Origin of the sequence: Candidatus Laterigemmans baculatus (assembly GCF_010367455.1) — a bacterium.
Taxonomy (GTDB): domain Bacteria; phylum Planctomycetota; class Planctomycetia; order Pirellulales; family Pirellulaceae; genus Laterigemmans; species Laterigemmans baculatus.
In genome coordinates this window covers 1-23,041 of sequence record NZ_WRPR01000126.1, presented here as the reverse complement: position 1 = coordinate 23,041, position 23,041 = coordinate 1, and the positions used below count along the sequence as shown (strand labels likewise).

At 61.8% G+C, this 23,041-nt stretch carries 16 protein-coding genes; 4 read left to right on the top strand and 12 right to left on the bottom strand.

The window, feature by feature from the left end:
- Nucleotides 1–114: 114 nt before the first annotated feature.
- The 3 genes from GNK13_RS19340 to GNK13_RS19330 are packed head-to-tail and all read left to right on the top strand — an operon-like array spanning nt 115 to nt 6,400.
- Nucleotides 115–1,398 (top strand): hypothetical protein, encoded by a 1,284-nt coding sequence (locus tag GNK13_RS19340; RefSeq protein ID WP_164104206.1) that lies wholly within the window; start codon nt 115–117, stop codon nt 1,396–1,398.
- On the top strand, nt 1,362–3,518 hold the full coding sequence (locus GNK13_RS19335) for a hypothetical protein (protein WP_164104205.1): 2,157 nt from the start codon (nt 1,362–1,364) through the stop codon (nt 3,516–3,518). Before GNK13_RS19340 ends, GNK13_RS19335 begins: the two co-directional genes overlap by 37 nt.
- The gene (locus tag GNK13_RS19330) at nt 3,506–6,400 is read left to right on the top strand and encodes a helicase-related protein (protein ID WP_164104204.1); all 2,895 of its coding nucleotides are present in this window, start codon (nt 3,506–3,508) and stop codon (nt 6,398–6,400) included. Before GNK13_RS19335 ends, GNK13_RS19330 begins: the two co-directional genes overlap by 13 nt.
- A 133-nt stretch (nt 6,401–6,533) precedes the next feature.
- Here GNK13_RS19330 and GNK13_RS19325 read toward each other — a convergent pair whose 3' ends face one another.
- Nucleotides 6,534–7,250: a phytanoyl-CoA dioxygenase family protein gene (locus GNK13_RS19325; protein WP_164104203.1), complete on the bottom strand. Its 717-nt coding sequence runs from the start codon at nt 7,248–7,250 to the stop codon at nt 6,534–6,536.
- Between the two features lie 279 nt (nt 7,251–7,529).
- Here GNK13_RS19325 and GNK13_RS19320 point away from each other — a divergent pair, with 279 nt between their 5' ends.
- Nucleotides 7,530–8,300: a hypothetical protein gene (locus GNK13_RS19320; protein WP_203329155.1), complete on the top strand. Its 771-nt coding sequence runs from the start codon at nt 7,530–7,532 to the stop codon at nt 8,298–8,300.
- A 589-nt stretch (nt 8,301–8,889) separates the two neighbouring features.
- Here the strand turns inward: GNK13_RS19320 and GNK13_RS19315 are convergent.
- The 11 genes from GNK13_RS19315 to GNK13_RS19265 form a co-directional block, all read right to left on the bottom strand.
- Entirely contained in the window at nt 8,890–9,360 is a 471-nt protein-coding gene (locus GNK13_RS19315) for a hypothetical protein (RefSeq protein WP_164104202.1), read from the bottom strand.
- A gap of 48 nt (nt 9,361–9,408) precedes the next feature.
- Nucleotides 9,409–10,797: a hypothetical protein gene (locus GNK13_RS19310; protein ID WP_164104201.1), complete on the bottom strand. Its 1,389-nt coding sequence runs from the start codon at nt 10,795–10,797 to the stop codon at nt 9,409–9,411.
- 141 nt (nt 10,798–10,938) lie between these two features.
- Nucleotides 10,939–11,151, bottom strand: a complete 213-nt coding sequence (locus GNK13_RS19305) for a hypothetical protein (RefSeq protein ID WP_164104200.1) — start codon at nt 11,149–11,151, stop codon at nt 10,939–10,941.
- Nucleotides 11,152–11,282: 131 nt separating this feature from the next.
- Nucleotides 11,283–11,543, bottom strand: a complete 261-nt coding sequence (locus GNK13_RS19300; RefSeq protein WP_164104199.1) for a hypothetical protein — start codon at nt 11,541–11,543, stop codon at nt 11,283–11,285.
- Between the two features lie 9 nt (nt 11,544–11,552).
- Nucleotides 11,553–12,521 (bottom strand): hypothetical protein, encoded by a 969-nt coding sequence (locus GNK13_RS19295; RefSeq protein WP_164104198.1) that lies wholly within the window; start codon nt 12,519–12,521, stop codon nt 11,553–11,555.
- 575 nt (nt 12,522–13,096) lie between these two features.
- Nucleotides 13,097–13,393, bottom strand: coding sequence for a hypothetical protein (locus GNK13_RS19290; RefSeq protein ID WP_164104197.1), 297 nt, complete (start codon nt 13,391–13,393; stop codon nt 13,097–13,099).
- A 349-nt stretch (nt 13,394–13,742) separates the two neighbouring features.
- A complete protein-coding gene (locus GNK13_RS19285) occupies nt 13,743–14,249 on the bottom strand; it encodes a hypothetical protein (RefSeq protein WP_164104196.1) in 507 nt (168 codons plus the stop codon).
- Nucleotides 14,250–14,455: 206 nt separating this feature from the next.
- Nucleotides 14,456–15,946, bottom strand: a complete 1,491-nt coding sequence (locus GNK13_RS19280; protein WP_164104195.1) for an AAA family ATPase — start codon at nt 15,944–15,946, stop codon at nt 14,456–14,458.
- Nucleotides 15,947–16,113: 167 nt separating this feature from the next.
- Complete coding sequence (locus GNK13_RS19275; RefSeq protein ID WP_164104194.1) at nt 16,114–16,305, bottom strand: DUF2997 domain-containing protein; 192 nt, start codon at nt 16,303–16,305, stop codon at nt 16,114–16,116.
- On the bottom strand, nt 16,302–16,670 hold the full coding sequence (locus tag GNK13_RS19270) for a DUF1257 domain-containing protein (RefSeq protein WP_164104193.1): 369 nt from the start codon (nt 16,668–16,670) through the stop codon (nt 16,302–16,304). The genes GNK13_RS19275 and GNK13_RS19270 overlap by 4 nt, the downstream gene beginning before the upstream one ends.
- Before the next feature lie 1,250 nt (nt 16,671–17,920).
- Nucleotides 17,921–19,918, bottom strand: a complete 1,998-nt coding sequence (locus GNK13_RS19265; protein ID WP_203329154.1) for an integron integrase — start codon at nt 19,916–19,918, stop codon at nt 17,921–17,923.
- Between the last annotated feature and the right edge of the window lie 3,123 nt (nt 19,919–23,041).

Sequence of the window (23,041 nt, the reverse complement as noted above, 5' to 3'; positions counted from 1 at the left end):
AGCGAGGGGCATTTTCCGAGCGACAGAAGATGCCGCTCGTGGCGATTTTTACGGAGTGGGACGACTCTGTCGCTTCCCGGTCCACACCAGACGCCCGAGATCGTGGCGATAGCAATGAATGCGGTTCCCTTCTTGACCAGCTACGATCCCCCGGGAACAAGCGAAGGGACGCTCGATCCCTTGGGGCTGTACCAAATCGCCGATCAGCTGGCGGTGCGGCTGGTACCGGCGGTGCGTGAGCGGATGCAGCGGGTTCGGTTTCTGACGACGATGGCTCTCGGGGCGCTGGTCGTTGAGGGCCTGGAGAGCGATCCCGAGCAGCCGGAAGTCTCGCCTTTCCTAGTTTGGGAGTGGCTGACTGTCGAGTCGATCGTCCGCTCCCGCGGGGACGGCGGTATCCCGCTCGGCGTCCCGGGGACTCTCGTCGCTGGCCGTGCGCTGGCGGATCATGCATATCTCGACGCCCGCAGCTACCTGAAGACGCCGAGGATTTTCGGCTTCCACGGTGTTTACAAGCGGCTTGCGATCCACCTCGACCTCGTCGACGTGCACCTCGGGCCGCGGCCGGAAAGCGAACGACTAATCGACGCCTGGGCCCGCGACCTTGGATACGACGGGCTGCCCGGCTGCCGGCCGTTGCTCGACAAGTGGCGACAGGCGGTCGAACGGAGCTTGGGTCAGAATCCGGCTCGCACCCGACCGGCCTGGAACAGCGACGGCTGGCAAGAACTGGCTCACGCCACTGCTCCAGACCGTGCGGGGCCAGCGGAAAAACAGTTTCTGCGAGAGCTCCTTCACGCAGCCGACGGCCGTGCCCTCGGGGCTCTGCCCGCGATATGGGCGCTCCAGCCTGAGTTCAGTGAGGATTATGCCGAGGAACAGCTACACGCTCGGCTTGAGCAGGAGCTACCGTCGGTCACTGCGCTCGTCCGGGCAATCGACGCGTATGAGCAATTTTGCCGCGGCCTCCATGACGCTTTTGATGTTCTCCGGGCCACAGCCGTCTCGTCAGACGCGAGTGCGCTCCCCATTCCGAGCCTGGCCAACGACGAAGAGTTTCGCTCGTCCCTGAGCGGCACGGCCGACCGGCACGCGGCCGCTCGCCAACTGCTCGGCGAAGTCGATCTCCAGCTGCTGAACGTGTTCGACGAGCGGTTTCGCCCTTTCGCCGAGCCGTTAAACGCCGCGGAGTGTGCATTCGCTCTATGCGATCACCACGAAACGGTGCAGAAGACCAAGGGAGGTGACGGCAAACGGGCCTGGTTCGATCGGATTTCCTCGGATCGCATCTACGTTCGCCAGCAGTATCGCCAGTCGCGCCGCTCGGTGCAGCCGACCCAGTATGTCCACGACTACCGTGGGTGGCCGATCCGCAACTTCTACTTAGACCTGCAATGAGCAAGAAGCGATCAGCCCCGGGAACGATGCTAGACCTGTGGCGGCCGCCGCGCGGAGCGGGCGAGCCGATCGGCTGCCTCACGACCACTTATACCTTCGATCCGGGGCTATTCGACGAGCAATGCCTCGGTCGGTTCCTCGAGGTCGAGTCCGATCCGAACCGAGAGGATTTGGCGTACCTGCTGGAACGGGAGACGCGTCTGGGGTCAACCTACGCCGGTGTGCTGGTCGATCACACTCAAGCCGGGGTCGAACACTCACTGCGATGGGATGTTCTCCCAGTCCGCATTTGGGGCGGTAAGCAGCACGCCAAAATCAGTCTTCTGTCCTGGACTCGATGCATCCGGATCATCATCGCATCGGCCAACCTCACCGAATCGGGTTACCGCTACAACCACGAAATTGCCGTTGCCGTCGACTCGACCCCGCAAGAGGCTGAGCGCGAGCAACTGGGAGCGGCGATCGGATTTCTGCGGTCTCTCGTAGCGTTCGTGCCAGGCGCCGCCCCGGAGATGCCTGTCGTAAAACGTTCATTGGCCTTCCTGAACCAGGTCGAGATCCAGGCGAGCCAGTGGAAGGCAGCAGCAGCCGCGAACGGATACGACCGGAAATTAGTGTTTTCACTTCCGCGGCTAGGCAGCAACCCTGTGAACGGCGGAGCGGACATCGAGCCTCGCAGTGCTTTAGACGAAGCGGCCGAATTCTGCCGCAAGCGGGGCGGATCGCCCCAGGAAGCATGGATCGCCTCGCCTTTCTTCGATCCGTGCAGTGGCGAACTCGATCCCGCGACTGCTGCACTGTGCAAGAAGATGGCACGAGGCGTCACGCGACGGCTGACCATGTGTGTGCCAGCGATTGGTTCACCGCATGATGCCGTTCTCCGGCTGGCGGCACCCCGCAGCCTGTTGCAAACGCCAGCTCATTACTCCGGTGAAGTTGAAATTGGGGTCCTGCCACAGAGCGACGCGGACCGTAACGCCCGTCCGTGGCATGCCAAGATGCTCGCGTTGCGGTCAGACCAATATTCCGCCCTCCTCATCGGTTCCTCCAACTTCACTCGCGCGGGCCTCGGGATTGGAGAACGCTGCAACGCGGAAGCGAACCTGCTGATGCTGGCGGTGCAGCGGCCACATGCACGCGAACCCCGAGAGCTGGAAGCCGTGTGGCCCGAATTCAATCCGGTAGAGCATCCCGAAAAGGCTGAATGGGAAGGCCCAGCTCCGGAACATGACGAAGAGGAGCGGGCAGATCAGCCGCTGCTGCCGGCCGGTTTTCTGGTGGCGACCTATCGTGGCGGCACGGAGCGAGAAATCCTGCTCCAGCTTGAGCCATCGGGGCTGCCCGCCCAGTGGTCGCTCTCGGCGTGCGGTCAGGAGATCGTGGAGTTACTCGGTTCTGAACGCTGGATCGCCAACGGGAGCCCCAGTGTTATCCGCTTGCCGTGGGGTCTCCTGCACCCGCCGGAAAAGCTGCACGTTTGCTGGCCTGAGGGAGAGGGGTTCTGGCCTCTGAACGTGGAGGACGCGAGTCAGCTTCCGCCCCCGATTGCACTGGAAAACATGGCGGCCGATGACATGCTGCAAATCCTGGCTGCTGCGGACCCCAGTGCCGCATTCCGAGCTTGGACAAAGCGGCAGAAGACTGGCGACGGTTTCGACGAGGAATTGGATGCGGCTCTCCCGACCGACCTCGATCCACTCGCCCGGTACGACCTCCGTGCCACGTTTCTCCGTCGCGTGCGGACCAGAGCCCGGGTCCTTGCAAAACTACGGGAGAACCTGGAGCGACCAGCATTCAGCAAGCAGGCAGTTCAGTGGCGGCTCGAAGGCTTCATCGGCGTGAAGCCACTGGTGCAGCGTCTGACGCATGAGGTGGTGACCGGTAACGGCAAAGTCGACGAAACCTTACTCACGCTGGCGGATGTCCTGATTGTGCTGCGTGATCTTGACTATCAGCCGGCGGAAGGAGCTCTATCAGCAGTGGATTTCGGCGAAATTTACCTCCCGTTCCTGCGGGAGTTGGCGGAATGCGTCGACCACCAAGTTAGGCCGCAGCATGCTCGAATCAGCAGTGACGTGCGAGACTTCTGGAGCCGGGTGGTTGAACGATGCCAAAACTAGATCGCTACAGCATTCCCGCAGAGCTTCGACTGGGCGTGCAGAAAAACGATCGAGTTCCGCACGCCGACCAAGATCGGCAGCGGGTCGAAGTTGAGGAGATCCTTGACCGTCTTCGTCGCCAGCCGGGCGTGGTTCTCGCTGACGAAGTGGGGATGGGCAAGACCTTCGTGGCTCTGGCGGTCGCCTATTCAGTCGCCACGCTCAGCCGGCGCGGGCCAGTGATCGTCATGGCGCCGCCGAATCTCATCGACAAGTGGCAACAGGACTTGGCCACCTTTTGCGAGCTCTATCTCGAGGACCGCTGTCCGGTGTTTCGGGATGAAGCGTCACCCAGCGACCTGCGGTCCTGTCGAGCTGTCCGCTACGGGGTCGCTCGCCATAGCGTGGAACTCCTGAAATTGATGGACGATCCGGCTCGCGAGCGGTGCCATTTGATCTTTCTTGCGCAGGGTGCGATGACGCGCCGCCAATCCGACAAGTGGGTTAGCCTCGCGCTGATCCGCGAGGCATTTCGGCGACATGGCAGGCGGGAGAGTCTGAAGAAGGTCCGGCAATCGATCCACCGATTCATGGGAAGACTGCTGGGGGCGCTCGGAGAGGAGCGGGCGACCGACCTCGGCGATGAGCTCTGGAGTGAACTCCTACGGCGCGATCCCATGGAGTGGAAGGACTACTACAACGAGGTCATTTGCCAAGACAAACGCCGACTGCCCGACGACCCAGTGCCCCAGGCTGTCGTCGAAGCGTTTCCCGATATCGACCTTTCCGAATTGGCCGACGCCCTCGAACAGTTGCCGCTGCGGGAGAGCAAGACCACGGCAGCTCGGATCACCAACGCTCGACGCGCCCTGCGTCACATCGAGCACGAGCTCTGGGGAGATGTTCTCGCATCCGCCCCGTGGCAATCCCCGCTCTTGATCATGGATGAAGCGCATCATTTGAAAAATCCCGGCACGAGCCTAGCCAAGCAGCTGAAGTCGCTTGAGCTGGATGGCGACCTGCGGGTCGGGGACGGCGCGTTGGCTCATGTATTCGACCGGATGCTTTTCCTGACGGCGACGCCATTCCAGTTAGGGCACCAGGAACTCGTCAGCGTGCTGAATCGCTTTGGCGATGTGCGACGGGCTCCGCAGACGCTCGGCTCGAAAGCAGCCTTCGAAAGCCAGCTGACCGCGCTCGCGGGCAGTTTGACCGAGAGCCAACGTACCGCCATCGTGCTACAGCGCTGCTGGGCTCTTCTGCGTCCTGAGGAGGGGCCAGCGGACCAGGACGTCGACGCGTGGTGGGAAGCCCTGCGGCGATCTGAGCCGGATGAATTAACTCCTCGGCAACGTGCACTGGTCGGCGCGTTCTCGGAGGCACATAAGTGGCGAACCGCAGCCGAGGCAAATCTAAGGCCGTGGGTCATCCGCCACAACAAGGGAGAGCATTGGCCCGGCACCGGGATTCAGCGGCGACGCCGCCTCGCTGGAGCAGCCAGCAACGGCGACACCCAGGCGGAGGCGGGACTCGACGTTCCACCCGATCAGCTGCTGCCCTTCTTCCTTGCAGCGAGGAGCGACGTCTCGGCAGGGCGGGACCTCCTGGGCGACGCCCTTTGCTCCTCCTATGAAGCCTTCCGCTACACACGTCAGCAGCGAGTCGCAGACCGCGACGAGTTGGACGGTGACGAACAGGAGCAGGCCTCGACCGATCTCTCTCAGGCGAATTGGTACCTTGCGGAGTTCGACTTCGCTCTCCAGCAGTACAGTGGGAACATCCACCCAAAGATCTCCTCGACGGTTCGGCAGGCGGTCGACCTCTGGGAGGCGGGCGAAAAAGTGCTGGTATTCGCCTTTTATCGGCAGACGTGCAGAGCACTGCGACTGCACATCAGCGAGGAGATCCGTCGCCGCATGAACGTCGTGGCACAGCGGCGATTCGCCGAGGCAGGGCGAGCGATCGCCGACGGAGAGATCGAGCGGGTCATCGAGAGTATTCAAGACCGCTACTTCGACGACGCAAAGCGGCCGGGACGCGTCGAGCTCGATCGAGCATTGGAGGCGATCATTCACGGTCGCAAGCGCGAACTGGAAGACGCCGAGCTGCCAGACGCCCAGCATTCGCAGCTGCTGGACGTGATGCGGCGATTCCTGCGGGTACCGACGACGCTGGTCCGTTGTTTTCCAATCGGCCAACACGACCAGCTGACACCAGCGCTCGGGGTCGAGCAGATGCTGGCTGCGCCCGACGGATCGGGAGTGACCTGGCGGAAGAAGTTCGAGGCCTTCATCGACTTTCTCGTCGACCGCTGCTCGTCGAGCGAACGATTGAGCTATCTCGAAGCCGCCGCACGCACGCAAACCGGCGGAATCCGGGTCACGACGGAAGAGACGGAAACCCAGTCGAACGACGACGATGAAGACGCGGATTCAGCCATCGCGCTGGCCAACGTCCAGGTGGCGATGGGAACGACACGGCGAGAACAGCGTTCACGGCTAATGCGCGCCTTTAACACGCCGTTCTTTCCCGACATCCTCGTCTGCAGCCAAGTCATGGGAGAAGGCGTCGATCTGCACCGCTACTGCCGGCACATCATCCATCACGACCTGGCCTGGAACCCGAGCGTCATCGAGCAGCGGACTGGCCGCATCGACCGCCTCGGCTGCAAGGCAGAAGGCGAGCACCCCATCCAGATCTTCCTGCCGTACCTCAGCGGCACCGCCGACGAGCGCCAGTACCGAGTCATGAGGGACCGAGAGCAATGGTTCCGAATCGTCATGGGCCAAGACGAAGTCGCAAAGCTCATTCCCGAAAACGGCACTCAGCCCACCGCCCCACTCCCCGACGCCTTCGGCACCGAATTGGCGTTCGACCTGACCGTAGATCGGACGCCAAGCTGACCGAACTCACGGTGCCCCGGTAAGACGGAGTCCGGCAAGCACGCTCAGATGTATGACCTACCGCGTCACTGCCACGGTTCATGAGAAGTAGCCGGCGGAACCCTCTGACTCACCTCACAGCGAAACCACAGTCTCACCAGCGGCCGTGCCACTGCAGGCCGTGTGGCAGTTCTTCGGCCGCGAACTCGAGGTGGATCACTCGGCGGTGCTTTGGGACGGTGGCGGCGGACGAGGCGTGTAGGATCAGCGGACGCATGACCACGACTCCGCCTCGACTCGATGTGCAGGCCACCGACGACACCGTTTCACGCCAGCGCGCGATCTCATCCGCGTTCAACCTGCCGCTCCGGTGCGAGCCTGGAATCACCCGAAGCGGACCGTTCTCCGGACCGCACTCGTCCAGGTGGATTCGCACGGTAAGCATCCGCGCGAGGACTTCGGTCGGCGGCTGGACGTGCGGGATGCCGGCTTTCTCCGACCAGGGGCCGAACGCCGGCACATTCATGGGCTCCCGGACTGCGATCGTCAGGTCCTGGTGCCAAGTGACCTTCCAGTTCGCCTCCGGCGTCTTGTCAAAGAGGATGCCGCGGACCACGAATGCGGCAGGTCCCAGCACGGGCTCGACAATCGCGCGCACAGGCTCTGAGCGAGCAAGCGTCTGCACCTCCGGCACGGCCTCAAGAAGATTGCGAACCGCATGGACGCTCCCCCGTCGCCGGATCGCCCCTGCATGCTGCACGCCCTCCAGCCCCGCGATCACCGCATCGATCGCTGGTTCCGGCACGGCCTCATCCAATACGGCAAAGCCGTGTGGGTGAATGTCGACTGCATGTGATCCGTGAATGGACATAAGCTAGGACTGTCAGAAGTACGTAGAGGGACGGCATCGACGGACGACAACCGCAACCTATTCGCGATGGATCGTGTGTATCTATCAGATTGAGGACGGGGTGCTCCAATTTGAACTGTTCGAGAGAGACTGCGCAACCCACGCAGGGTAACCACCAGAACCCCCGAGGCAAATCACTTCCGAACACAGTCGCGCCCTCCCGGATTGATTTGCGTCCACGAACTGAGGACAATTCGCGGTTTGGGAATTAACATTGAATGCTTTCCAAGGACTAGATTCTTGCGATCTATCGATCCAGATACGGGCAAACAGATCGTCGCCCTAAAAAACCACATCATCGCCGGCTTCAACGATTCGCATTGGCGTGAACTGGGCATACTAACGAACCAAATTGATGCGGTAAACGATCATCCACGCCTGCTGCGCAGCCTCAGTTTCGGCGACGATGACTACGAAGGCCACGTGTTGAGCATGCTGCAAAAGATGGTAGCCGCAGACCCCAGCTACCTTGACATTATTACCGACTACGTCAAGACAAAGTGCCCCGAAGCTGGCGAGTATATCTCCAGCGAGGGCAATGACGCACGCCGCATCGTGTTCTCGCCCAACGTTTTTCGAGTCCCCGAGGGTAATGTAGATCGCTCCCTCGTGTCCGTGATGATGCCGTTTGCCAGCAATTTCGGTCCTGTGTACAGCTCGATCAAATCCGCCGCTTCGTCTGCGGGGTTGGCCTGCAAACGCGCTGATGACATATGGGATGACTCAACCGTCATTCAGGACATATTTTCCCTGATCTTTCGATCTCATATAGTTGTCTGTGACTTCACCGGCATGAACGCAAATGTTTTCTATGAGGCTGGCATTGCGCACACACTGGGGAAGCATGTAATCCCAATCACCCAGGAAAGTGATCACATTCCATTTGATCTGCGCCACCACCGCTACATTCAGTACCTGAACAACTCCGAGGGCCTCGACGTCTTAAGACCGATCTTGTCGAACCGTTTCAAGACACTTGCAGCCAAGCCGAAACCCATGCCTTGGGATTGAACCTGCGACTTTGAACAAGCCGACGGTGGACTGAGGGAGCGGCACCAGTGCCTGCGAGCCTGCTACAGAAAAGACGAGACCGGATTGCTTTGAGCGGGATAGTGGCCAAAAGAGTTGCGAATATCGCCGAGGCCACAACAACTCTGCTACCCAAGCGGGCACGCCGGGCTAACTAGCAACCGTGGAGCCGCGAGCGGGGTCGCTGTCCGCCATGTTTATGTGCCACTGGTTGGTGTCAGTCTCGGCGGCCACGTCGCCGTTCAGAAGAAACGGAAATGCCCTGATAATGCGGCCTGCGGCTTACCTCACCTTGGCCCCAGTGGTGTCCTTTTTCTGCTGCCTAGCTTGATTGCCCATCGCAACAGCTGCCACTACTCCGTGTGTTCGGGCTGCTCTGGCGATGTCCGCTGCTTCACGCTGTCCGGGATTTAGGTGCGGGCGAAGTCGCGACCAGCCACCAACAGTTGCTCTGATGGCTAAGGAAAATGCGGAGGCTGACGCCCGCGTGTTTTCAGCCTCCGCATCGCCACCTGCCGAATGAACAGCAGGTGGCGATGCGGAGATTCTGTGTGGTCGAGCGCTGGACCGCTCAGCCAGCGACGGGTTGGGCGTCGAGCTGTTCTTTGAGCGCGTCGATCAGTTGGCTGGCTTGGCGGAGATCGAGGGCTTCGGGAGTGCGGACTCCGTAGCGGGTAGTCAGCTCCGAGGCGATTTGAATTCCCGCTCGGTGAGCGATCGCTCGGATCGCTTTCACCTGGGCGGCGGTTGCCGGCCGAGGGGAACGATCGCTTCCGATGTTGCGGTTGGCTGGTGCGGACCGGAGAGCCTGGCTGGGGCGTGGGGGATCGCTCGCGTCGCCGGCCGACGGGCGGGCCAGCTCCTCTTCTACGGCTTGCCGGCAGGCGGCGAAGGCTTCCTGGACTCGCTGCTGAAAGCGTGCGGGATCGTGTGACAGGGTCGCGAAATCCAGCTCAACTTCCACATGGCAGCTCGCCCCACGTGAGCCGTAGTTCGACTCGCCGATCTTGCGGCTGAGCCCGACGTTCAATTTCATCGACATTTCGGTCTCTCCTTGCGGTTTGTGGGCGGTGGATAGGACAAGCCACGCTCAGGCGGCGGCTTGATCCTGGAGTTGTTCGGTCGATCCGACAGCGGAAGGCAGGTTGCTTGTCGGCGGGCAGCGGCGTTTGAGGCTCTCGGCTAGCGAGGTGGTTCTGCGGAGCAGCTCACGCAGGGACTCCTCGAGTGCCTCGACGTGCTCCGTCACACGCGTCAGGTTCGCCGATTCGTGCTCCGCCGCCGCACGACTGGTGACGGCGGGAGTCACGGCCGAGAATCTGCGGCTGCTTCGCTGGCGACTGGGCGAGAGCGCCCGCCCGCTCTCGGCCGGTGATTCGATCCGCACGGCATCCGGATCACCGAGGATTGCTCCCTCTTTGCTGAGCAGACTCCAGACATACACTCGCTGTCCGTCTCGGCAGCAGGCAGGCGACTCCGCTCCAGCGAACTCGACGTCGCGAAATCCCATTCGCACGGCTCGCGCAAGAAAGTCGCGGTTGGTGTTGAAGCGGAGGGCTTCACCTTCACGCCGCGAACCGGTGAGCACCACTTCGGTCGGTGCCGGCTGCTCGCTACTCTTCGCGCGAATGGCGACCGAGCCGTTGAGTTCCACGGTGACGGGCGAGTTGAGTTCGTCGCCCGATGGAATCCGCCGCAGAGCTCGCCTCATGAAAGATGCGTCGCCGGCGGACAGCCGCAGCGTCGACTGGGTTCGGCTCGGCTGGGGAATGCAGTCGTCGATGCGGGGGTACCGTCCCGCCTTCTCGATCCGCAGGTGAATCGTCCAGGGACCGCGGCGCAGGACGACCCAGTCATCCGTGCTGCCGATCTCAAGCGTTCCGCCGGTCTCGAGGTCGGGACAGCCAAAGACGCGGCAGGCGGGGACGAGTCGTTCGTCTTCCCAGGGGAAGTGAAACCCGTCCTGGACGAAGAGCTGCCGACCGTCAGTGCCGGCGATTGGACCATCGCTGCCACGCAGCCGGATGCAGTTCAGCACGTACCGCGTCGATTCGCTGTCGGTCGTCTCGACGGCTTCCTTCAGTGCCGAGAGCAGAGCATCGGCATCGTTCGCCAGCATGGTATCGGGAAGCGGCAGTGGCTCATCGCTGTCCGTGATCTGAAACCGGGCGATCTGCGGGATGCCGGCGTCGGTCCAGCGGGCTACGATCTCATCACCTTCGCGTTCGAGCGAGACCGGTTCGTGTTTCGTTCCCTCGCACCGCTTGAGCAGTTCGAAGGGAACAGCGAGCGACTCGGAACTGGATGCAGTGGAATGTTGGTAGGCGACGGCCGCGTCGCGGCCGACGATGAAGAGCGTGACTCCTCCGTCGCCGGCACGGAACTGAACGGAGGGCGCGTGGCTGCGGGGTGAAATGCCGAGGGTACGGCTGAAAACAATGCGCAGCCGGCGGGCGAGTGAGCGGGGGATGGTGATCAATGAGTCTCTCCTGGTTGGGGTACCGCCGCTCGGCGGAAAACGAGCGGCGAACCTGGTGAGCAACAAAAGACTCAGCCCCGCCTCACTGAAGACGTGCGGTCCGGTGAGGCGGGGCTGAGAGAGAAGCAGCGACTGAAATAATCAGACGGCGATTGACGGCTCTCGCTGTTCGAATAACGCCAGGTTGCGGTACAGCTCCAGTTCGTCCCAGTCGACCGTGCTGGGTTCGTGGTGGCTTTCGTCATCAAAGTCCTCCACTTCGAGCATCCCAGTCTGGAAGCCAAGGCGGCTGATCTCCGACAGCGAGTCGCCCGTGGCGTGAGCAATCGCGTGATTGAGTTCGCTCTGAGTCATAGCGCTAAATCCTTCAGAAAAAGAGATGGGAGAATTAGCGCCGCCCCCATCGCGGGGCGGCATGAGAAAACACACCGCCCCACGAATCGGGGCACGTCAGAAACAAAAACAGCCCGCGGCGAAGCGGGCTGTTATCGGGCAGCTGATAGGGTGCTGGGCGTGAGCCAGTGCTCTTCGAGCCAGCGGACCTCGGCGTCCAACGCCTCGCTGCGGCAGGCGAACGGCCCCAGCACCGGGCCGTTCACGGGCGACAGGTCGGCCGTCCATCGGCCGTCGCCAGTTGGCTCGACATGTGAACCACGCTCGATCGCCAGCCGACCGAACTGGTGAAGATCGAGCTGTTCGGAGTAGATGCAGCGGACCGAGCCGCTGGGGGTGATGACGAGTTGCATTTGCACTCCCTAGCGAGGCCGGCGGAGGATGTTGCGCCGCGGCCGGTCGGTCATCCAGCCTTCGAGCGACGCTTCAACCCGCGTCAGCTCCTGAGCGACCTGCTGCCGCAGCCGGTCCCGGTCTCGCAGATCCTGGGGCCCAACGCCTCGGATGATTGACCGGGCCTGCTCGACGAGCTGATCGAGCTGGTCATTGGAGCGAACGTTCAGCCGCTGGAAGCGGTCGAAGAACTCGTTCAGGTTCGTGACTGCCGAGTCGCGGAACACTTTCGGTTTACCGTCGACTTCACCGGTGAGCCGGTCGGCCAGGTGCGTTACGAGCTGCGACAGCTCATCGGCAAAGGCCTGCTCGGCCATCTGGACCGCTTCCTCGAAGCGGCTGCGGACCCGCTGGCATTCCGCCTCGTAAAGCTGCGGACTGACCGAGCGGAGGTACTCGGGCGGCTCGACGCTTGGGTAATCCCACTCGATCGCAAACAGCTCGCTGAGGCTCGGCGGGTAATCCGAGGCATCGAACAGATCATCGAGCCGCTCACGGGCCTGGTCGACCAGCTCGCCGTAGCAGCGGTCGAGCTCCGCCACGGCCTCCTGTAGCTCGATGCGAACGCTCGCCATGTGGACGTCGAACGCCGGAACGTCCTGGCGGCGCAGCAGCCGCACGCCCGGTTCGATGTACGGCAGCGTGCTACCGCGCCAGTAGGCGACCGCTTGGCTGCGGACCGCCGTGACGGCTTTGAACGCCGGATGGGACGTGTCGAGCAGCTTCTTCGCGGCGGAGACACTTTTGGTGTCCGCTTCGAAGGCATCCGCCGCAACCTGCCGCTGGTGCTGGCTGAGAGTCTTGCGGACACCAGGCCAGCGGATGTGCAGCCGAACGGCGGTGGTCTCGGACTTCAGTTGTTCGCTGGCGGTGGAGTGGGACTGGGCAGTGCTTTGGGGTCGGGATTCGGTTTGGGGTTCATCTAAGAGAGTGCTCATATCGAAATCCAGATGGCGTTAGAAAACGAATAACCGCCCGGCCGGAACAGGTCCGAGCGGGCGGCGATGAAGTTCAACTATGGACGAATGTCCGCGGCCGCTAGCCGGGGCCTTCTGCGTCGGTTACGACTTGTCCCACTCAAGCAGCACGTACCCGAGGCAGCTGGGGGCTGCGCCAAATAGCAATGACCATGGGAGCATGCTTACCTGCCAATTTCCCGACACGACCATCAGGACGCTGAAACCGAGGTAGTAGTACCAGAATTTGGTTAGGAGGCGTGCGCCACTCAAGATGTCTGGGTGGAGCTTGTGAGTCTCACTGGAATCGGCCGGGTCATCCCCTAGTTTCTTTTCGCTCATTGCATGGCTCTCTCGCTAAGGTGTTTGAGGTTTCATTGGGCTGTAGGATTTTAACGTTCGGCAGTTGCTAACTGCACTGGCAGCCGACACCACCAAGAATCCGACAATCATACAAAGGCAGGCCCACACGAGTGCGTTGTTGGATCCACGCAAAGAAGTATGGAGCAACCTCACGCGGTTAGCATCTTCGCCTGTCATCAAAACCATGCAGCCACTCATCCGAGCAGCACGGTGCCGACGGCGAATCCGTCCCATGTCAGGCGCTGAGCAAGGCGTCGATCGCTGAACAAATGCGGAGCAGCAATCCGTTCCGTGCTGCGGTTGTACGGGATGTACCGCACCGCCGCATGCTCGAACCGCAATTCAAGGTTTTGCACCTGGCGTGCTGACAGATGGTTCTCGATCGTTTCATCGAAGTAGCGGTCCGCTGCTTCATCACCAGCCGGGCACATCTCCTCCCGCCAGAACTGGAGAGCTGCCCGCACCGTCGCTAGCTGTACTTCGGACAGCATGGAAAAGTCTCCTGCTATGGGGACTGCGGACCACAGCGGAGCACCGGGATCGCAGTCAGGACTGGGGGCGGGTTACCCATTGGCCCGGCGCCGGCACTTCCCGGGCGTCGGACAGACGAGCCTGGCCGCCGCCGCTCTCGCGCGGCGCTTTGCGATGCTGCGGCCGAGGAGCTGCACTCCGTGCCGGAACGTAGGGTCGCGAATCAGTAACCGAAGCGTGACGAGCGCGAGCCGGACTCCTACCTCGCGCATGAGCGACCCCAGCGAAGGCCGTACAGTCACAGCCATAAAACACCTCCATCGATTGAGAAACATTGGGGCCTGGGGCTGAACGCCGAAGAGACGGAGTTCAGTTGCGGAGCTTGAGACCCGGCAGCCTCTTGATGGTTGTACCGAGCAGCTTCGGCTTTGGTGCTGGTGGTTGCCGGTCCAGCCAGTCTTCGATCAGCACCTCCGAGAGCTGTCGGTCCTCGGGCGTCTCTCGCGTCCGCAGCACGAACCACGCGAACACGGCCAGCGGCGAAAGACAGACGAGCGTCGTGCCTATCCGCAGAATGGCTTCCGCGACGACTGGAGCGACAGCCTGGCTGCGGACGAACGCTTGCTGGTCGGCGTGCAGCTGATCGCGCCGCCGATCGAGCTCCCCGCGAGCGTCCTCCAGCTTGAGCTGCAGCGCCGCCCAGTCGGCTCTAGCTGACGCGTCGTGCTCGACCAGATGTCGACTTCCCGAAGCCACGTCGGCCTGCATGTCCGCGAGCCGCTCGATCTGACGACTGGAAAGGTCGCTGCGGTTTCGGCACCCGAACACCAGCAAGAAAATGAGCAGGATCAGAGGGATCGGGTTTGGTGCTTTCATGGCATCTCATCTGTGCGACACGAGTAAGCAGGACCAACAGCCCACGGCGCCGATGCCGTTCGCGGAGCGCCAAAAACATCGCTCCGGCGGTGGCCAGGGCCAGCAGAAATACGAGGGTGGGTTCCAAGTGATTGCTCCCTTGAGAAAGTGGTAGGGGAAGAGTGCTGAGCACGATGCTCAGCTGGTGGAGACGGCGCCCAGCTGGTTTAGTTCTCCGACGGCTCGCCGCGAGTAACCCGGCGGCGCTGTTTGCCTGCCGGTTTCGTCGCCGAGTAGATGCCCCCGAAGTCCGCATCCAAGCAGCGGCCACTGGCCCACTGCCGCAGCCGCGTGACCGATTCAGCCGAAGTCACCGCCACCGGCACGACGTTCTTCGCGGCCTCGACCAGCGGCAGATCCAGGAGCGCCGCCAGCCGGCAGCAGGAGCGGATCTCCGCCCCGGTCCAGTCGTCGTCCCGCGGACGCTGCTGGTCGGCATCGACTCCGAAGTGCGCGATGTACATCTCCCAGATCGCGTCCTTCTGTTCCCGCTGGGGCAAGTCCAGAAAGAACACTCCGTCAAACCTCTCACTCCGCGAGAACTCCGGCGGGAGCTTCGTGACGTCGTTCGCCGTGCAGACCACGAACACATCCGACTCGTGATCGTTAAGCCACGACAGGAACGTTCCGAACATCCGGGCCGAGACGCCGCTGTCGTTCTGCCCCGAGCCGCCGACTCCAGCGAACGCTTTGTCGACCTCGTCCAGCATGGCCACGCAAGGTGCCATCGCATCGATCGTGCGGAGCGCGTGACGCGTCCGCTCTTCGGATTGGCCGACGAGGCTCCCCATCAAGCTGCCGACATCCAGGATCAGCACCGGGCGACCGACCTCTTTGCCGAGCGTCTTGCAGAACTGGCTCTTTCCGCAGCCTGGCGGCGACAAGAGCAGCACGCCGCGGGCCTTGGCCGACGGGGCGACGCGGGGACTCCGCAGTAGCGCCCGACGCGTGAACGCCTTGAGCGCCGACAGCCCGCCGAGGTGGCTAAAGTCTTCTTGGCCGCGGTACAGCGAGAGCAGCCCCGACTTCTTGAGCGTCTGGGTCTTGAGTTCCCAGATCGTGTCGGGCCGCACGCACCCGTGACGCACCAGCGACAGCGAGAAGGCGGCTTCGGCTTCGTAGCGGGTCAGCCCCACCGCCGCATCCAGCACGCGGTCCATCTCGCTCTCCTGCGGCAGCTCGCCCTCTTCGGTGGCGATGCTGCGGGCCAGCGAGTCGAGCTGCTCCCGGGTCGGCGGTTCGTGATCGATGACCACGAACAGCTTCTCAAGCTCCACCGGCAATTGGACCACCGGCGAAAGGACCACCACGAACGTGCGGTGCAGCTTGCCGTCGATCACGGCCCGGCTGACCGCCTGCACGATTTCCGCAGAGCCGAGGAAGCGGTGGTAGTTCTGGAGCACCAGCAGCGTCGTACCAGCCTCTTCGGAGCCCGCCAGAGCACCGAGTGCCCGGACCGCGGAGAGCGGATCGGACGCGTCCGCCTGGCCCTCCTGCCCGCTCAGCCCCTGGTCGACATCCCAAAGGACCATCCGCCACGCTTCGCGCTGGCAGAGAGCACCGATCTCGGCAATCGCATCCTGATGTTCGTGGGACTGAATCCAGATCCCGGTGAAGCAGGCCCGGACGAGTTCGTCGAGCCGTTGAGTCAGCGTCATAGAGAATCTCCATAGAAAAATGGTTCGAGAACAAGACAAGCGGGCGCAGCGAGAGCGCATGCACGCCGCCGGGAAAGCGCCCCCTCGGAAGCAGGCAGCGGCCAGAGAGAAGTGGCCGCAGAGCGAAGAATCGCGAGCCGATAGCGACCGGCTCTGCGCTTCAGCACCTACTGCCGATGGTGCTGCTGATTCGCCTGGGATGCCGCCTGGTGCATCTCGGCGGTCGGCGTATCGGACTCTTTGGCCCCGATCGCCTGTTCGAGCAGTCGGCTCGCCTCGCGGCACTCGCTGCCGCTAAAGCCCTTGGTTTCCAGGCGTGACGAGCCGTCGGGCGCGACGATGATTTCGATCGTCTTCATGCAGCACCTCCAACCTGGACGGTGAGTTTGATGCTGCCATCGGCCAGCGCCTGTTCACGGACGCTGTGCCCCTGCTTCCGTGCTTCGATCTTCGCCTTCTCGACGGCATAAGCCTGCAGCAGCTGATCGAGATACCGTTGCTCTCCCCAGCGGCCCTGGTAGTTATCGAAGTGGGCTTCGCCGCTGCCGGTATCAAAGACGACCGGGTATCGCCAATTGGTCAGTGGCACCGACCAACCCGTCTGCTCGGCGCTAAACAGTCGCACCTTTCCATACTGAGGGCTGGGAAGCGACAGTCGCGCGGCAGCTAGCCGCAGCGCCCCCACATCCCGCACCTCCGTCCGAATTCGAACCACGTGGGACATATGCAAAGCTCCAAGAGATAGACACATCCGCGGCTTCACGTGCTTCAAAACGCACGATTCAGCCGCGGAACAGGGTGAATCCCGAGCCAGAGAACCTAGCCTCGGGTACATCACGTCTATATGGAGCAAAAAGGCTCGAAATTTAGCCCACAAGCGAGCATCTGCCGCTGTTCGTCAGTCTCCGAGGAGCGAGCATCTGCCGCTGGTCGGGCTGTAGCTTCGCTGCGAGAGAATCGTCGTGAGACGGACGCTTACGAGCTACCCGGAAGACCTGAAGCCAGAGCTCAAATCTGCCGGGGGCCCAAACGGTTCAGATCCGTACCCTTTGGATCTCGAGCGGACAATCTGAGTGGATACTCCAAAGCGCTAACTATAAGCGCTTTCTCAAAGCCCCCCCTCATGCTGGAAAATCTCTATATTTCCGCCGGCCCGGAACGAGTCAGACCGCGGTCCTGGAGGAGGGTGAGCTGGTTCCGAAACACGGATCCCGCGTCCCCCGTCCCTTCCGCCGCACGGCTCCCTCTCCCCGGGAGACCCGGAATCGCCGGCGTCGCTGCGCCCCCTCGGGGAACCGCGGCGAGCCGCGGCAGGACGTGAGCGACGCAGCCACTCGCAGAGCGTGACCGGCGTCCCCGTGTCCGCTATGCTGTCGGGGGGCTACCTACGACCAGCCGGGGACAACTCACGCGTCACCCATGGGAACGAAGTCCAGCTCCATAAATTGTGTCATCCGCTTGAGGCTAGGCGATTGGGCCGATTCTGCGCAATCTGTGGCCACTCCCGTCCTCACGAGCAGTTTGGCGCCCGAGGTGAACGCGCTGTCGTGTGCCGCCGGTGTCGTCAGCGACCACGAGAGGAACAAGCGCGGATTTTCCTGACCGATGAGATCCTCGGTTTTCTCGACCCGTCCAACGTCTCCGCAAAGAACCTCCGACGGTTGGAACAGCTCGAAGCGGAGGCCCCCGAAGACGTCGCTGTACTCGCCTCCCTCGTACGGCAGATCGCTCAGGTCCGTCCGCGAAAGCGAAGACGCTGGAAGCTACTGAGGCAGCAGCACCCGGTTTTGTTTCGCCTGGCCGCCGAGGCGGGGTTCCTCGAGGACCTTGAGCCGGAACAGCTGGGCGAGCCCCAGGTCGATGTCTGGAACAAAGAACTCGATCTCGACGGATGGATCGAACCATGGCCATGGGAAATCGAACCAACGTCCGAAGAGTATGTCGCCAGCTGGCGTGCCTCGCGCGAAGACCGTGTCAGCCTGCTCGGCAGCCTAAGCTCGTCGCCGGCGTCCGCTGCAGAAGACTCCGTCGAGTGCTGGCCCGAGAATACGTTCTCCTGAAAAACCTTCCCAGCGATGAAGCCGTGCTGGTGCAGCGACTCGTCGCGTTGCCGTCTCCCGCCGTACAGCCGTCCTGGGGAGAGCAGGGCAGGGCCGAGTGCAGTTTTCCGATCGCTCCCACGACGCCGTTCCACCAGCCTCCGTTCGCCGGTGCCGGAGCCGGCCCTCCATTTGAAACCGTTTCCTGGTCGCCGCAGCTGGACATTCTCGCGGAGTCGTCGCTGGGATCAGATTCATGCACGACACCCACCGCAACTTCAGCGTCCTCACTCTGGGCAACTTGCACCGCGTCGAGTTCAGAGGCTGGATCAGTCACATAGGTCGGCTCTGCCACACATGCCGGCTCTGGATCACGCACTAGCTCTGGATCACGCACTGGCTCGGACACATACGCGGGCATGGGATCGCAGACAAGTACAGGCTCGCTGGCCGACTCGGACTCGCAGCACGGAGCGGGGGTACAGACCGATTCTGGCACATACGCCCGTTTGGGCTCGCGCGTTGTCTCGACCTCGCACACTGGATCAAGCTGGACGCCGCACTGTGGCGGGTCCGGCTTCAGCTGGTCAGGATTCCCCGACTCGCTTTCCTGTTGGCTGGAGATCAATCGGTCGAGGGGGCTGACAACGCGTACGTCGTTGCGGTGGACCACGTGCGTGTAGATCATCGTCGTCGTCACGTCGCTATGCCCGAGCAACTCCTGAATGGTGCGGATGTTCGCTCCCTGTTGCAGCAGATGGGTAGCAAACGAATGGCGGAATGTGTGGGCGGAGACGTGCTTCGTGATTCCGGCTGCCTCAACCGCACGCCGCAAATGGCTCGGAAAGGTATCGCGGTGAAGGTGGTGGCGGTGCAGAGCGTGGGTGCGCGGATCCTTGGAAAGCCGATCGGAGGCAAACAGAAACTGCCAACGGAACTCGCGAGCAGCCGACGGATACTTCTTGGCTAGCGAATACGGAAGCCACACCGAAGCGACACCATCGGCCAGATCTTGCTCGTGCAGCACCCGCCGTGACTTGACCAGCCGGCGAAGCGGCTCAATCAGCTCGAGCGGCAAGGGAACGAGTCGGCTTTTACCCCCTTTCGCCTGATGGATCTGGATCAACTGGTTGTCAAAATCGATGTCCTTGATCCTCAGCCGCAGGGCTTCGCTGATTCGCATCCCACAGCCGTACAGAAGCTTGGCGATGACCAGCGGCACACCTTTCAACTGAGCGAGAACCTGCTCGACTTCATTGCAGCTCATGACCGTTGGGATCTGCTTACCCTTGGAGGCACGGATCGCCTGGATGCGGCCCATGTCGCGCTTCAAAACGTTCTCGAAAAGGAAGAGCAAGGCGTAGAACGCTTGATTTTGAGTCGACGGAGCAACATTGCCATCCACAGCAAGATCGGTTAGGTGCGCCTCGACGTCAGCAGCGCCAACTTTGCGAAAATCATTGCGACACCGCAGTCCGTGGGCGCTCATGAAAGCTTTCAACTTCCGCACATAAGCCCGCTCGGTCTCATGACTCTTCCCCAGCCGACGCAAGGTCCGCCGGTAGTCGCGAAGGATGTCCGGCTCCTGCGGGTCGATCCGCCCCACCACATCCTCGATCGAGTCGACACCGGCACCAGCGAGCTGCTCCTTGGCGGCGATCTCTCGAAGTTTCGCCCGTATCGGCAGCAGATCACCTGCCGCTGCTTCTTGGACCATCCAGCGATAACTGATCAGCCCCTGAACAATCCTCAATCGCTTCCAAGCAGGCGTCCCCTTCCTCAGGTGTGACCGCAGGAAGGCAATCACATGATCCGCTGTAAACTTCCAATTGCCCCGCGGAACTCGCTGATGAAAGCGAGCCAGATTCGAGAACCAAATTCTCGCCCACTTCAGCTCCCGCTCCGACCTTGCCGACCGCTCAAGAACAGCCATCACAGTCTCCCGAGTCGCAGCGTCCGGGGAGTCCTCTGTGCGATGGCGGCACACACGTGCCCGTACCAGCGCGCCCCGAGACGCTTCAATTGACGTAGCAAGCTCCTGACAAACTCGGCCGCAAACGGGAAAGCCGTCCGCACCCTCTCCATGGCGAATCGCATGTGCACCTCCTCAGGCCGCACTCCAGCCGAAACAGGGGGACGCACACTCGCAACCGGAGGGGCAAAGAACATGCCAGATGTTCAGCACATGAAGGCCAGTACAGCAAAATCTGCCGAAACTACGGCAGAGACCAATTCCAGCCAACTTGATTGACGCCGAGCGCCGAAACCGGCGAGAATACGAACCAAGCCGTTCTCACCAACCAGCGGGAACACCACCCGCCGAACCGGCGAGAACACCCACCCCAAACCCCATCTCGCCGCACCACCCGGTGAGAAACAAGTTATGGCAATCACCGACGCTATCCGTTCTCTGCCTGCCGTAGTGCGCTCGAATCAGCCCCTATGCACAGTGAACCGCCACGCGCATTAGATTCTGACTGTCGATTGGGGCGCCACTAACTTCCATGCTCGAGGATTTGACGTCATCGCGATCCGAGGGTTCAATCGGGGAGCAGGTGCGCGTGAAGGTCATTCGCATTGGAGAGTCGCGGGGCCGTCAACGTTTATGAAGCACTTCGCTCATGCGACACCGTCGTTGACTGTCTGGCGTTCGATGATCACTGAACCTGGTTCGCGGGGCTTGGCCCGAAGAGTGATACGTGAGTTCCGGCTTTCGCGATTGATGCAAGAGAACCGGCTGATTCAGACATGCTGACGCCGAGTCGATCGGTTACACTCGATTACCACGGTGCTACATCTGCGGTTCTGGCTCGCCGGGCACTGCTGCGGAGCCATAACAACGCGTCGAACCCGAGCGGCGGATGGGGCACTTACTGAAGCCTATCCACTCGGCCGCCGCCGGGTTAACGCGGACGTTACGCGATTGCACTTTAATGACCGCTCCTGGAAACACGAGCATCCGGAGGCTTGCAGCCGCACTCCGCACACGCTTTGGCGACTCACGTATAGAACTCGGTGCGATCGATGACGAGCAGGACGCACTTGGGTGGCGACTACCATCTTGTCCGCATCTGATCTTCTCGGTCTCTACGAATTCCGGAGAACTGCCCGACGATACCTATGACTTACAGATATCCGTATTCGATGACACTCTGCACAACGGCGAGATCCTTTTCGGTCCCGAGTCACCATATCTCGGAGCCCATGAGGTGTGCGCGGTCGTTGAGAGGTTCGCTTCTGGTGCAATGCGGTAGCCTTCCAGAGCGAGGAATCCACTGTGGGCCGTCGTCGCGAGGGAGATTGCGGGATCGACAGAATCGTCGCGTCTCTCGCGTAACAATGAAATCCACGTGAGCGACCGATGGGCTCTTCCCTGCGGATCTAACTCCTCGGCGGTCGCCACGTGATTTCCACCGTTATGGCAATCACCGACGCTATCCGTTCTCTGCCTGCCGTGGTGCGCTCGAATCAGCCCCTATGCACAGTGAACCGCCACCCGCATTAGATTCTGACTGTCGATTGGGGCGCCACTAACTTCCGTGCTCGAGGATTTGACGTCATCGCGATCCGAGGGTTCAATCGGAGAGCAGAGGTGCGCGTGAAGTTCAATCGCATTGAAGGGTCGTGGGGCCGACAACGTTTATGAAGCTCTTCGCTCACGCGACACCGTCGTTGACTGTCTGGCGTTCGATGATCACTGAGCCTGGTTCGCGGGGCTTGGCCCAAAGAGTGATACGTGAGTTCCGGCTTTCACGATTGATGCCACAGAACCGGCTGATTCAGGCATGCTGACGCCGAGTCGATCGGTTACACTCGATTACCACGGTGCTACATCTGCGGTCCTGGCTCGCCGGGCACTGCTGCGGAGCCATAACAACGCGTCGAACCCGAGCGGCGGATGGGGCACTTACTGAAGACTATCCACTCGGCCGCCGCCGGGTTAACGCGTCCGTTATGGCAATCACCGACACTATCCGTTCTCTGCCTGCCGTGGTGCGCTCGAATCAGCCCCTATGCACAGTGAGCCGCCACCCGCATTAGATTCCGACTGTCGTTTGGGGTGCCACTAACTTCCGTGCTCGAGGATTTGACGTCATCGCGATCCGAGGGTTCAATCGGGGAGCAGGTGCGCGTGAAGGTCAATCGCATTGGAGAGTCGTGGGGCCGACAACGTTTATGAAGCACTTCGCTCACGCGACACCGTCGTTGACTGTCTGGCGTTTGATGATTACTGAACCTGGTTCACGGGGCTTGGCCCGAAGAGTGATACGTGAGTTCCGGCTTTCACAATTGATGCCACAGAACCGGCTGATTCAGGCATGCTGACGCCGAGTCGATCGGTTACACTCGATTACCACGGTGCTACATCTGCGGTCCTGGCTCGCCGGGCACTGCTGCGGAGCCATAACAACGCGTCGAACCCGAGCGGCGGATGGGGCACTTACTGAAGACTATCCACTCGGCCGCCGCCGGGTTAACGCCACCGTTCGCGGAGTCGCCCATCATGCCGCCCTCGCAGCCCCTGATTTAATTCTTTCCCGCTCACGTCACAAAATGGTGCGCTCGAATTACTGATGCTCGCCGCTCGGTGACGCCATCGGTTTGATGCGCTCGATCCACGACTTTCGTTCTGCCGTAAGTTCGATCTCGCAACAGGTGCACGCGATTTGACTGTGCCCCGGAGTCGCGGATTTCCGCATATGACCGCCGGTCGCCAATTCATGATTCGATTGGCTCAGTTCACGCGGCTACTACGGATTGTCCAACGCCAGGTGCGCTTGAGAACTGGTGCGCTCGAAGATTGGCTCGGCCATGGCTCACTGCTACACTTTGTGGACTTGACTCGTCGCACCATCCGACTTCCGGCTGCACAGAAAATCCGCGAACCATCGGATGTACGGGAGCGGCGGGTGTCCGTGTTTTTGAGTCTATCGATGTGGGCCGCCGCCCCGTAATCCGTGCCGTTATGGCAATCACCGACGCCACATGTTCCCCGGCTGCTGAACCGCACTCGAATCACCCACCGCACTCATGAATACGGTGTTGCGCCTCGCCG